General features: G+C 42.2%; 11 protein-coding genes. All 11 read left to right on the forward strand.

Annotation, left to right across the window (positions count from 1 at the left end; all coding sequences use genetic code 11):
- Nucleotides 1-6 precede the first annotated feature (6 nt).
- The 11 genes from rpmI to ftsY all read left to right on the forward strand — a co-directional run bounded on the left by rpmI (nt 7) and on the right by ftsY (nt 13406).
- Nucleotides 7-204, forward strand: a complete 198-nt coding sequence (gene rpmI, locus KQH97_RS01415; RefSeq protein WP_022286867.1) for a 50S ribosomal protein L35 — start codon at nt 7-9, stop codon at nt 202-204.
- A gap of 48 nt (nt 205-252) precedes the next feature.
- A complete protein-coding gene (gene rplT / locus KQH97_RS01420) occupies nt 253-606 on the forward strand; it encodes a 50S ribosomal protein L20 (RefSeq protein WP_022286868.1) in 354 nt (117 codons plus the stop codon).
- Nucleotides 607-724: 118 nt separating this feature from the next.
- Nucleotides 725-1546, forward strand: a complete 822-nt coding sequence (locus tag KQH97_RS01425) for an RNA methyltransferase (protein ID WP_117923678.1) — start codon at nt 725-727, stop codon at nt 1544-1546.
- Nucleotides 1539-2771, forward strand: coding sequence for a DNA-processing protein DprA (locus tag KQH97_RS01430; protein ID WP_181984396.1), 1233 nt, complete (start codon nt 1539-1541; stop codon nt 2769-2771). Before KQH97_RS01425 ends, KQH97_RS01430 begins: the two co-directional genes overlap by 8 nt.
- 25 nt (nt 2772-2796) lie before the next feature.
- Nucleotides 2797-4887, forward strand: a complete 2091-nt coding sequence (gene topA / locus KQH97_RS01435) for a type I DNA topoisomerase (protein ID WP_117927576.1) — start codon at nt 2797-2799, stop codon at nt 4885-4887.
- A complete protein-coding gene (trmFO, locus tag KQH97_RS01440; RefSeq protein WP_216552291.1) occupies nt 4877-6193 on the forward strand; it encodes a methylenetetrahydrofolate--tRNA-(uracil(54)-C(5))-methyltransferase (FADH(2)-oxidizing) TrmFO in 1317 nt (438 codons plus the stop codon). The genes topA and trmFO overlap by 11 nt, the downstream gene beginning before the upstream one ends.
- Before the next feature lie 10 nt (nt 6194-6203).
- Nucleotides 6204-7214, forward strand: coding sequence for a phosphate acyltransferase PlsX (plsX, locus tag KQH97_RS01445; protein ID WP_022286873.1), 1011 nt, complete (start codon nt 6204-6206; stop codon nt 7212-7214).
- On the forward strand, nt 7214-7912 hold the full coding sequence (gene rnc, locus KQH97_RS01450) for a ribonuclease III (RefSeq protein WP_216552293.1): 699 nt from the start codon (nt 7214-7216) through the stop codon (nt 7910-7912). The genes plsX and rnc overlap by 1 nt, the downstream gene beginning before the upstream one ends.
- Nucleotides 7899-8924 carry an elongator complex protein 3 gene (locus KQH97_RS01455; protein ID WP_216552295.1) on the forward strand — a complete coding sequence of 342 codons (1026 nt, stop codon included), beginning with the start codon at nt 7899-7901 and terminating at the stop codon, nt 8922-8924. Before rnc ends, KQH97_RS01455 begins: the two co-directional genes overlap by 14 nt.
- Nucleotides 8924-12490, forward strand: coding sequence for a chromosome segregation protein SMC (gene smc, locus KQH97_RS01460; protein WP_216552296.1), 3567 nt, complete (start codon nt 8924-8926; stop codon nt 12488-12490). The genes KQH97_RS01455 and smc overlap by 1 nt, the downstream gene beginning before the upstream one ends.
- A gap of 10 nt (nt 12491-12500) precedes the next feature.
- Nucleotides 12501-13406, forward strand: a complete 906-nt coding sequence (ftsY, locus tag KQH97_RS01465) for a signal recognition particle-docking protein FtsY (RefSeq protein ID WP_117939206.1) — start codon at nt 12501-12503, stop codon at nt 13404-13406.
- The last annotated feature ends 12 nt before the right edge of the window (nt 13407-13418 follow it).

A 13418-nucleotide genomic window follows, 5' to 3' on the forward strand; every position in this document is an offset into this window, starting at 1 on the left:
AATACAATGCCAAAGATCAAAACACATTCTGGTGCTAAGAAGCGTTTCAGTGTTACCGGTAGCGGTAAGGTTAAGTTCCAGCACACAAACAAAAGACACAGACTTACTCAGAAGGATCACAAGCGTAAGAGAATCCTGCGTGGTGCAGCTTATGCAGATGATACCAACATCAAGAACGTAAAGGCTCTTATCCCTTACAAATAAACGAGTTGTAGGGAAAACAAATTTTAAAAATTTCAGGAGGTAATAACTATGGCTCGTGTAAAGGGAGCAATGATGACTCGTAAGAGAAGAAATAAGACTCTGAAGCTTGCTAAGGGATACTTTGGTGCCAAGAGCAAGCACTTCAAAATGGCTAAACAGGCTGTAATGAAGTCAGGTCAGTATGCATACATTGGAAGAAAGCAGAAGAAGAGAGACTTCAGAAAGCTTTGGATCACAAGAATTTCAGCAGCTGCTAAAATGAACGGTATGAATTATTCAACATTCATGAACGGCGTAAACAAGGCTGGTATCAATCTTAACAGAAAGATGCTCTCCGAAATAGCTATCAGCGATCCTGCTGGTTTCACAGCGATCGCAGAAAAGGCGAAGGCTGCTCTTTAATAGTCAAAAACACGCACGTTCTTGTAACCTGCGTGTTTTGTTGTATATTAAGGCAACACCATATATGACGCATTTGGCAACTAAATGATTAAATTTTCAGAATAAGAGGTGACGCAGTTTGCATATTAATAGTAAAGATAATCCTAGAGTGAAGCTTTTCAGAAAGCTTCTGTCATCAAAAAAAGCTAGGGAAGAACATGGATTGTTTGCTGTTGAAGGTGCAAGAAACTGCGTTGACACCGCTTATGAAGCTGTGTGCGGAAGAATAAAAGTCCATTCTGTTTTCTATACTCAAACGGCCTTGACTAAATATAAAAATACACTTAAAACTGATAGCCTTTTCTCGTGCACAAGACCTGAAGATGTTTTTGAAATATCTGATGAGCTTGCGAAAAAGATGACAGATGAGGGAAACTCTCAGGGCATTTATATGATCGTTTTTAAGGTCGATTTGCCTTTTGTGGCTGAGTATATTGACAAAAACGGGAAGTATCTTGTGCTTGATAATTTACAGGACCCAGGTAATTTGGGTACGCTTCTAAGAACTGCCGATGCCGTAGGCGTTAGTGGAGTAGTTATGACAGATAATTGCGTTGATCTGTATAACCCAAAGGTGGTTCGTTCCGCTATGGGAAGTACTACAAGACTTGATCTTTTTGTAGTGGATAATTTTCTGAACGTCGCAACGCTTTTTGATGAGCTTGGTATCGTTACAAATGCTGCAGTTGTCAGAAACGGTGAAAATATCACAGAATTTGATTTTGATAGACCGTGTGCTGTTGTAATAGGAAACGAGGGCAAAGGTTTACCTAAAGAACATTCAGACATTTGTAAAAATCGTGTGACTATTTCTATGCACGGCAACATAGAATCACTTAATGCTGCTTGCGCAGGCACAATCATTTTGTGGGAAATGTTTCGAGGTGGCAGTCATGGATAAAGAAAGACTTTTATTGTGGATAAGAGCGGTTCTGATTTTCACTCCATCGAGCAAACGTATATGGGAAGTTTCTGCAAATTATGATGATATAGTTGAGTTCATGACTGCACTCGATGATCATATGGTCAGCGGACTTAATGATAAAGAGCTTCAGAGGATAGGAAAATATAGTCTTAAAGACGCAGAAATCATAAAAAAACGCTGTGAAGAGCTTGGCATAAATATTTATTGTTACGAAAGTGAGGGCTATCCTGACAGACTTAAACGGATCGCAAATCCACCTGCTGTTCTGTATACTTATGGTAACCTTGACTTTTTAAACGATAAATGCGTTATTTCAGTAGTAGGCTCCCGTGAGCCGTCTGAATATTCTGTAAAGATAACGAAGCATATTTGCGCAGATCTTATAAGAAGAAACTGTCTGCTTGCTTCGGGGTTTGCAGGCGGTATAGATCAGATCGCTAACAGGGTAGCTATTGAAAATAATAGTAGACCTATAGCTGTGTGTGGCACAGCTCTTGATTGTGATTACCCTAAGGGAAGTAACGAGCTAAAAAAACAGATCGCTGAGAATGGAGTAGTAATATCAGAGTATTTTCCGGGTTATAAACCATTTGGAAATGCTTTTGTGAATCGCAATAGGATTCTTACAGGACTTTCAAATGCAGTGCTTTTTACTGAGTGTAGCAAGGAAAGTCATGGCCTTGATAATGTCAATCACGCCATATCTCAAGGAAAACAGGTATTTGTAGTACCACCACATGATATCTATGACAGTCGATATTTCGGACAACGTGATCTCATAAGAAATGAGTGTCAACCTGTGTTCGGCGCAGAGGATATAGTGTATTCGCTTGGCAATGAAAGGTATCAATCTCTTAGACTTGTGGAAAGCCTGGGAGAGTTCACGCTTCCTGCTGAGGATTCTGCTATACTTAACAATGGCGAGCCTAAGACAGTGAAGCACAGAAAAAGCAAAAGAAAAGTGCCTGACAGCAAGACTGTTTCTGAAACAGATGTGGTAAAGCCAACACCTGAGCCTGATCTGTCAGGGCTTGATGACACACAAAAGAGCATTTGCAAACTGTTAAAAAGCGGAAATATGCTTGTGGACGAGATAGCTGCAAAGCTTGGTATGGATATCTCTGATGTGCTTGCACAGCTAACGGAGCTTGAACTTTATGGCACTGTTAAGTCATATCCGGGCAAAATGTTTGGACTTTAATATATATTAAGAATGGAGAATAGATTTGTCTAATTTGATCATAGTTGAGTCACCAACGAAGATAAAAACAATTAAGCGTTATCTTAGCGATGATTATGAAGTCGTGGCTTCAAAGGGTCATGTCCGTGACCTGCCAAAATCAAAGCTGGGCGTCGATATAGATAATAATTTTGAACCTAAATATGTCAACATAAAAGACAAAGAGGGCGTTATAAAAGATATAAAAAAGCTTGCAAAGAAAAGCGACCATGTTTATCTTGCAGGAGACCCTGACCGAGAGGGAGAAGCCATTTCATGGCATCTTGCATTGCTTTTGGGTCTTGACCTGAATGATAAAAACCGAGTAACTTTCAACGAACTTACTGAAACCGGTATCAAAGCTGGAATGAGCCACCCACGTTCTATTGATATAAATCTTGTTAATGCACAGCAGGCAAGACGTATCCTTGACAGACTTGTGGGCTATAAGCTTTCACCTTTTCTTTGGAGAAAGATAAGAAAAGGACTTTCAGCGGGCAGAGTTCAGTCTGTCGCAGTAAAAATGATATGCGACAGAGAAAACGAGATAAGGGCATTTGTATCTCAGGAATATTGGTCCATTGACGGAAAATTTTCCGCAAACGGTGAAAGAAAGACCTTTGCCGCAAAGCTTAATACAGTTGACGGAGAAAAGCCGGAGTTGAAAAATAAAGAGCAGGCTGACGAGATACTGAAAAGACTTGAGGGTGCCGAGTTTGTTATCGACAAGGTAAAAAAGAGCGTTCACAGAAAATCTCCTGCCGCACCATTCACCACCTCGACTTTACAGCAGGAAGCGTCAAGACGTCTCAGTTTTCAGGCGAGAAGAACGATGAAAACCGCTCAGGAGCTTTATGAGGGTGTTGAGATAAACGATATGGGTCAGACAGGTCTTATCACCTATATGCGTACCGACAGCCTTAGAATTTCTGATGAAGCAAGAGCAGCGGCATATGATTTTATCAGAAAAAAATATGGCGATAAGTATATCCCTGATACACCGAAAAAATATAAAACTAAGGGCAACGCTCAGGACGCTCACGAAGCCATCCGACCAACACACCCAGAGGTAACACCTGATATGGTAAAGGCAAGCGGAGTGACGAATGACCAGTACAAGCTTTATAAACTCATTTGGGAGAGATTTATAGCTTCTCAGATGTCAAACTGCCTTATGGACACTGTTTCTGTTGATATCTCTGCAAACGGTTGTAACTTCAAGGCAACAGGCTATTCTGTAAAGTTCGACGGATTTACTGTTCTTTATGAAGAGGCTAAAGACGATGAGGGTGAAAAGAAAAACGTGCTTCCTCCAATAAAATCCGGTGACTCAATAAAGGTGCGTAACCTTGAGGGAAATCAGCATTTCACTCAGCCTCCTGCAAGATACACAGAAGCGACCCTCGTAAAGGCGTTTGAGGAAACAGGCATCGGCAGACCTTCGACTTATGTTCCAACTATTACAACCATAATAAACAGGAATTATGTTGAGCGTGACGGAAAACAGCTTAAGCCGACTTCGCTTGGCGAAGTAACAAACCAGCTTATGAGCGAGCATTTTGATAAAATAGTTGATGTTAAGTTTACTGCAAACATGGAGAAATCTCTTGACGAAGTGGAAAATGGCAAGAAAAGTTGGGTAAAAACTTTGCAGGACTTTTATAGTGACTTTGACGAGGAATTGACTGAAGCCGAGGAGGCCATGGACGGGAAGCGTATCAAAGTGCCTGACGAAGAAACAGATCAGGTGTGTGAGCTTTGCGGTAAACCTATGGTAATAAAGATAGGCAGATATGGGAAATTTATGGCTTGCTCAGGCTTTCCTGAGTGCAAGAATACCAAGAAAATAGTTCAGGAAACAGGCGGAATTTGCCCTTACTGCGGAAAGAAAGTGCTTCTCAAAAAGTCTAAAAAGGGAAAAAAGTATTACGGCTGTGAGGACAATCCTGAGTGCAAGTTCATGACATGGGACGTTCCTACCGAAGAGAAATGCCCTAAGTGTGGCAGTACGCTTTTCCAGAAAGGCGGAAAGAACGGAATACTCATTTGCCATAAGCCTGATTGCGGATATGAAAGGAATTTATCTAATGGCGGTTAAGGTAATAGGTGCAGGACTTGCAGGCTGTGAAGCTGCGTGGCAGTTAGCCCAAGCAGGGATAGACGTTGAGCTTTATGAAATGAAGCCGAAAAAGTTTACGCCCGCCCATAAATATAAGGGCTTTGCAGAGCTTGTCTGCTCAAATTCATTGAAAGCGGACAGAATAGATTCAGCCGCAGGTATGCTAAAAGAGGAAATGCGCAGGCTTGGCTCTGTCACAATGGAATGTGCAGCTGAAACTAAGGTATCAGCAGGCGGAGCACTTGCTGTTGATAGAAAAAAGTTTTCCGATATGGTCACGGCAAAGATAATGGAAAATCCTCACATCACTGTTATCGAGGAAGAAGTCACAGATATACCTGATGGCGATGTTATAATCGCAACAGGTCCTCTTACAAGCGATGGGCTTGCAGAGAGTATCGGCAAAATATGCGGTGATTATCTGTATTTTCATGATGCCGCCGCACCTATCGTCACATATGAAAGTCTTGATAAGGATAAGGTGTTTTTTGCTTCGAGATACGGCAAGGGCGAGGCTGATTATATCAACTGCCCTATGAATAAGGAAGAATATCTCAGGTTCTATAATGAACTTATCAATGCGGAATCCGCTCCGCTCCATGATTTTGATAAGGAGCACTTTTCAAAGGACGGGTTCAAGGTGTATGAAGGCTGTATGCCTGTTGAGGTCCTTGCCAAAAGAGGAGAGGACACAATGCGTTTTGGACCATTGAAACCTGTAGGTTTGACAGACCCACGAACAGGCAACAGACCTTATGCCGTCGTTCAGCTTCGTGCAGAGAACGCAGAGGGAAGTCTGTATAACCTTGTGGGCTTTCAGACAAACCTTAAATTTGGTGAGCAGAAAAGAGTATTTTCTCTTATCACAGGACTTGAAAATGCAGAATTTATACGCTATGGAGTTATGCATAGAAACACTTTCATCAATTCGCCTAAGCTCTTAAATCCGCAGTTTAATATGCGAGATAGACAAAACCTTTATTTTGCAGGTCAAATGACAGGCGTTGAGGGGTATATCGAATCGGCGGCAAGCGGAATTTTTGCAGGGTTGAGCATGGCAAGACGTTTGCAGGGCAAGCCTGCGGTTACCTTGCCTGATACCACAATGCTGGGTGCGCTTTCAAAGTATATAAGCGATCCTACTGTGGAGAAGTTCCAGCCTATGGGATGTAATATGGGTATACTGCCTGAGCTGCCTGAACGTATAAGAGATAAGAAACTGAAATATAAGATGATAGCTGAAAGGGGTCTTGCAGACCTTGACAAGGCTATTGAGGAATTTTAAGGAGAATGTTATGAACATAGTAATTGACGCTTTTGGCGGAGATAACGCACCTCTCGAAGTCATAAAAGGTTCAATTGACGCACAGAAAGATTTCGGTGTTGACGTTACTCTTGTTGGTGATGAAGAAAAAATAAAAAAATGTGCACAGGAAAACGGACTTGATATCACAGCTTTACATATCAAGCACGCTGATACTGTTATCGAGATATGTGAAGAGCCTACAGAAGTAATTAAGGGCAAGAAGGATTGTTCAATGGCTGTGGGCATGAAAATGCTTGCAGACGGCGAGGGCGACGCTTTCGTTTCAGCTGGCTCAACAGGCGCACTTGTCGTTGGAGCAACGTTTATCGTAAAGAGAATAAAGGGCATCAAAAGACCAGCTCTTGCAACAATACTTCCTACGGCAACGACGCCTACGATGCTTCTTGACAGCGGTGCAAACGCAGACTGCCGCCCTGAAATGCTTACTCAGTTTGGAATAATGGGTTCGGCTTATATGAACAAGATACTTGGTGTTGAGTCACCAAGAGTAGGTCTTGCAAATATTGGTGCAGAGGAGTCAAAGGGCAGAGAGCTGGAGCTTGAAACTTACAAGCAGTTGAAAAACGCACCTGTAAACTTTGTTGGAAATATCGAAGCAAGACAGCTTCCTATGGGCGATTGTGACGTATGCGTGGCTGACGGCTTCTGCGGAAACCTTATGCTCAAGCTTTACGAGGGCATGGCAAAATTCTTCTCAGGGGAGCTTAAAACGCTTCTGACTAAGGATACAAAGTCAAAGATCGCTGCTCTTATGGTAATGAAGAACGTTAAAGAATTCAAGAAAAAGGTAGATTACTCTGAGTATGGCGGAGCGCCTCTACTTGGTACTGCAAAGCCTGTTATTAAGGCACATGGCTCATCAAATGCAAGAGCATTCTATAACGCTATCAGACAAGCAAAACAATTTACTGAAACTAATGTGATAGACGAGATCACAACTGCTATCGAGCAGTTGAAAAGCAAACAGGAGATGTTATAATGGACGAGCAAAAGGCTCTTAAAGAGTTTCAGGAAAGAATAGGTTATCAATTCAAGGACGAAAAGCTCCTTTACGAAGCTCTTTCCCATTCATCATTTGCAAATGAAAACAAGAAGGCAAGAAACAGCAATGAAAGGCTTGAATTTCTTGGAGATTCAGTGCTTTCTATAGTTGTGTCAGATCACATTTTCGAGCATTACAAGCATATGCCTGAGGGCGAGTTGACAAAAATGAGAGCTTCACTTGTGTGCGAAAAAGCACTGTATGAGTTCTCAAAGAAAATAGAACTTGGTAAGTATATCTTTCTCGGAAAAGGCGAGGAGATAACAGGTGGCAGAGAAAGACCGTCAATTATTTCAGACGCTTTTGAAGCAGTTATCGCTGCAATTTATCTTGACGGCGGCATTGAGCCTGTTTCAAAATATATACTTTCATTCATACCTGAAAATATCACGCCTGATGGAGTTGTTTTCCATGATTACAAGACTATTCTTCAGGAGATAATCCAGAAAAATCCTGAGGAGAGAATAGAATATCACCTTAAAGGCGAATCAGGTCCTGACCACAATAAGAAATTTACTGTTCAGGTACTTTTGAATACGAATGTTATCGGCGAGGGTACAGGCAGATCGAAAAAGACCGCTGAACAGTTGGCGGCTAAAGAAGCATTGGAACTAATGGGCTATGGGGCACAGTAATATATCTGTCTTCGTGCCGCATATAGGCTGTCCGCATATGTGTGCGTTCTGCAATCAGCGCACCATAACTGGTACAGAGAAGATACCGCACGCTGATGATGTTAAGCGTATCTGCACACAGGCAATGAACGAAGTCAAGGACGTTTCACAGACGGAGATAGCCTTTTTCGGTGGTAGCTTTACAGCAGTGCCGAGAGAATATATGCTCGAACTTCTTGGTGCAGCGCAGGAGTTTATAGGCAACGACAAATTCAAGGGTATCAGGATATCCACTAGACCTGACTATATCAGCACTGAGATACTTGACATTCTCAGAGATAATCACGTTACGGCTATCGAGCTTGGCGCACAGTCTATGTCAGATGTTGTTCTTGAAGCCAACGAGCGTGGACATACTGTTCAGGACGTCGAAAACGCTGCAAAGCTTATAAAAAGCTATGGTTGCTTTGACCTTGGTCTGCAAATGATGATAGGACTTTATAAAAGCAACCGTGAAACTGAGCTGGAAACTTGGTCGAAGATAGCGGCGCTGTCTCCTAAAACAGTACGTATTTATCCCGTTGTTATCCTTAATGGTACAAGGCTCGGAGAGCTTTACAAAAGTGGCGAATATAAGCCTATGGACTTTGACGAGGTAGTGAAAATCTGTTCTTATCTTCTCACAGAAGCCGATAAACTTGGTATAGATGTTATAAAGCTTGGTCTGCACGCAAGCGAGGTCGTGGAGGAGCAAATGTTGGGCGGATTTTATCACCCTGCATTCCGTGAACTTTGCGAAGGCAGAAATTACCGCAGGCTTATAGCAGAGGAGCTTGAAAAGCATGGCAATATAAGCGATATAGCTTCCGTTGTGATATCTGTACCAAAAAGGCAGATAAGCAAGGCAATAGGTCAGAAAAAAGCTAATATAGAATATTTCAAAGATCTTGGTGTCAATATAAAAATTGTAGGTCACGAGGGCAGCGATAAAATAAAGATAAACGAAATCATAATGAGGGGTGGTGAAAAATAATGTATCTTAAATCACTTGAATTGCAGGGCTTTAAGTCTTTTCCAGATAAAATAGAGCTGAAATTCAATAAGGGTATCACCGCAGTTGTCGGTCCTAACGGCTCAGGCAAGAGTAATATCGGTGACGCTATGCGCTGGGTAATGGGCGAGCAATCTTCCAAAGCCCTGAGAGGTGAAAAAATGGCAGGCGTTATTTTTCACGGCACTCAAACTAGACCAAAAGCGCCTTTTGCTCAGGTAACTATCACCATAGACAACGAGGACGGTGCACTTGAATATGACAGCGACACCGTGTCAGTATCACGAAAGCTTTACCGCAATGGCGACAGCTTTTACATGATAAACGGTAAAGAAGTAAATTTAAAGGATATCGTGGAACTGTTTATGGACACCGGTCTTGGCAGGGACGGTTATTCGATAATCGGTCAGGGCAGGATAGCAGATATCGTAAACGGAAAATCCAATGACCGCCGTGAGATATTTGAAGAAGCGGCAGGCATTTCAAAATTCCGTTCAAAGAAAAAAGAAGCCGAAAAAAAGCTTGCGGCGGCTGAGGATAATCTCTCTCGTATCAATGACATCATGGGAGAGATAGAAGGACGAATAGGTCCGCTTAAAGCGCAGGCTGAAAAGGCGGAGAAGTTCAGAGTCCTTGATGAAGAAAAGAGAAAGCTGGAAGTCTCCGTATGGGTGCATAAACTCAACGAGTATATGAGCCAAATAGCAGGTTATGAGGAGAAGCTTTCTGCTGTAAAAAAAGAGTACGAGGTCATCACGCAGGAGCTTGAAAGCATTGAAGATGATATAAATGACAGCTTTGCAAAGAGCGCTGAAAAATCTGAGCTTGCTGACAGCTACAAAAATCAGATACATCAGGTGGAGCTTGAAAACTCTCAGGCACTGTCAAAGATCGCAGTATATGAGAATGATATTTCTCACCTTGAAGATAATATTTTGAAGCTTAAAGAGCAGATAAGTGAGTCCAACTCATCAAAATACTATCTTGAGGCTGAGCTGAAAACACGCAGACAGGAGCTTGAAGAACTCGACGAGAAAAAAGCAAAACAGCAGGAAGCTGTAGATTGTAAGGAAAAAGAGCTTTCTGAGCTTATTGATAAAACTGCATTATCTGACAAGTCGGTAAGTGAAGCTGGAAGCTTTATAAATGAGCTTTACATGAAAAAGTCGGAAGTTTCATTCAGACTTGAAAATGCTAAAAACAACCTTTCGGATATTGATGAGCAGATCGAAAATTCTCTTGAAAGAAAAAAACAGCTTGAAGAACATTCAAAACTTTCTTCAAAGGAATTAAAGGAACTGCGTGAATCAAAAAGCAAAGCTGACGAAAACAAGCAGGAGCTTACAAACCGCATGGGCGGACTTGCAAAGCTTCTTGAAACTAGAAACACAAAGCTTTCAGAATGTCGCAAAAATCTCACAGATACGGAAATACAACTCCGTGACGTTGAGAACAGGATAAAGACTATAGCCGACCTTGAAAACTCCATGGAGGGCTTTCAGTTCAGCGTAAAGCACATAATGAAAGCCTCACAGCAGGGTAGGATAAGCGGCATTTGCGGTACTGTTTCTCAGCTTATATCTGTTGAAACAAAATACTCTGTAGCCATTGAAACTGCGTTGGGTGGGGCACTTCAGAACATTGTCGTAAACAATGAGGACTCTGCTAAGAGAGGTATCAGGCTTCTGAAAGAGAACAGAGCAGGCCGTGCAACATTTCTGCCTGTTACATCAGTTCGAGGAAACAGACTAAATATGCCGCAACTTGAAAATGAGGACGGCTTTGTGGCTCTAGGCTGTGAGCTTGTTAAGTATGACAGCCAGTTTGAGGGCGTAATCAACAGCCTTTTAGGCAGGATATGTATAGCAGAGGATATCGATAGTGCAACCCTTATCGCAAAGAAATACGGCTATAAATTCCGCATCGTTACCCTGGACGGACAGGTGATAAACGCGGGCGGCTCATTCACAGGAGGAAGCGTTTCCAAACAGACAGGTCTGCTTACAAGAAAAAATGAAGCGGAAGCACTTGCTAAAAAGAAAACAGCACTTGAAAACTCCTTTACAGAGCTTAAACAGCAGGTTGAGAAGCTAAATCAAGAGGTTTCAAAATACACTGCTGATACCGAGGGACTAAGGGAAAAGCTTTCACAGGTAAACAGCGATATCCTCCGTTTTGAAATGGAAATAAAGCGTGTTTCAGAGTATTATTCTGACTATGAAAACAAGCTTGATGAGATAGAAACATTTATCGAAACGTTGAAAAATAAATACAAGATAGTAAGCGGAGATATCGACAAGGCTCAGACAGAACTTTCAGAGATCGAAGCTGAGATATCAGATAATGAAGCCAAGCTTGCCAACTCTCAGAACGAGCAGGCAGAACTTAAAAATAAGCGTGAACAGCTCAGTGAAGAGCTTTCGCAAATGAAGATAATGGCGGCAGAGTTATCCAAAGACCTTGATGCCTGCAAGCTTTCAATATCACAGCTTGAAGAAACTATCGGCGACAGTGATACTGACAGCGGCAAGTTGAACGATAATATCTCCGAGTGTGAAAAGAAAATAGCCGAGAAGAAAGAGCTTATTTTTCAGACCAAACAGGAACTCAGCGGTGCTGACGAAAAGATAGCCGCCGCACAGAAAATGGCGGAGCAGGCTCAGCGTGAGCATATTGAGCTTGACAATGCAGCAAACAAACTTCGCACCAAGCAGAAGCACAAAATGGACGAGAAGGAAACACTTTCAGGTCAGCTTACAAGAGCTGAGGAACAGAAAAAATCTGTTACTGCAGGCTTTGATAAGCTTGTGGCACAGCTTTGGGACGATTATGAGCTTACAAGAAGCGACGCTGCAGAGATAGTCGAGGATATTGTGGATATAACGGTAGCTAATAGGCGACTCAACGAACTTCGTGGAAAGATAAGAAATCTTGGAAGCGTAAACCTTGGAGCTATAGAGGAATATGCAGAAGTGTCACAGCGACACGAATTTCTCACAGGTCAGCTTAATGACGTAAATACGTCAAAAACAGAACTTGAAAAACTTATCGAGGATCTGACAGAAAATATGAAGAATATGTTCACCGACAGCTTTGAGCGCATAAATGCGAACTTCAAGAAAATTTTCACCGAGCTTTTCGGTGGTGGTCAGTGCGAGCTTATTCTCACAGACCCAAACAATGTACTTGAATGTGGTATTGAGATAAACGTTCAGCCGCCAGGCAAGGTCATAACAAACCTTATGTCCCTTTCAGGCGGAGAGCAGGCTCTGGTGGCTATCGCAATTTATTTTGCGATACTGAAAATTTCGCCATCACCTTTCTGTCTTCTCGATGAGATAGAAGCGGCGCTTGATGATGTGAACGTAAGTAAATATGCACAATATCTGCACCACCTTACAGATAAAACACAGTTTATCACCATTACTCACAGACGTGGAACAATGGAAGAAGCTGACGTTCTGTATGGCGTAACGATGCAAGAAAAGGGTGTTTCCAAGCTTCTTAAAATGGACGTTTCGGAAACACGTCAAATGAAATTAGAATAGGAGTGAAGAAATGGGATTTTTTGAAAAGCTGAAAAATGGTCTTAAAAAGACTAAAGACTCAATGATGGGCAGAATAGAAAGTCTGCTCCATTCATTCAGCAAAATAGATGAAGATCTTTTTGAGGAGCTTGAAGAAACGCTTATCCTCTGCGATATCGGTGTTACAACTTCTGAAAAGATATGCGATAAGCTCAGACAGAAAGTCAAGCAGGAGGGCGTTAAAGAGCCTGAAAAAATCAAGGATATGCTTAAAGAGATAATCACAGAAATGCTCGGTGAGGATCAGAAGCTCGATATGTCAACAACACCGTCAGTTATACTGGTTATCGGTGTAAACGGTGTTGGCAAAACAACAACTATCGGCAAGCTTGCTTATCAGCTTCATAAACAAGGCAAAAAGGTTATCGTTGCGGCGGCTGATACTTTCAGAGCGGCTGCTATTGACCAGCTCGAAGTGTGGACAGAGCGTGCAGGGGTAGACATAATCAAGCACAACGAAGGTTCAGACCCTGCTTCCGTGGTATTTGACGCACTGGTGGCGGCTAAGGCTAGACAGGCTGACGTTGTTATATGCGATACCGCAGGACGTCTTCACAATAAGAAAAACCTTATGGACGAGCTGAAAAAGATATCCCGTATAGTTCACCAGCAGGCAGAGGGCTGCGCTCTCGAAGTCCTGCTTGCGCTTGACGCTACAACGGGACAGAACGCAGTTAATCAGGCAAGACAGTTCAATGAAGTAGCTGATATAACGGGTATTATTCTTACCAAGCTTGACGGCACAGCCAAGGGTGGAATAATTATCAGCATAACCGATGATCTGCAAGTGCCTGTAAAGCTTGTTACAGTAGGCGAAAAAATAGACGACATACAGCCGTTTTCAGCAAGAGATTTTGTTGAAGCACTGTTTGAATAATAGAATATTGGA

Origin of the sequence: Ruminococcus sp. MSJ-25 (assembly GCF_018917825.1) — a bacterium.
In the GTDB taxonomy this organism is placed as follows: Bacteria; Bacillota; Clostridia; order Oscillospirales; family Ruminococcaceae; genus Hominimerdicola; species Hominimerdicola aceti.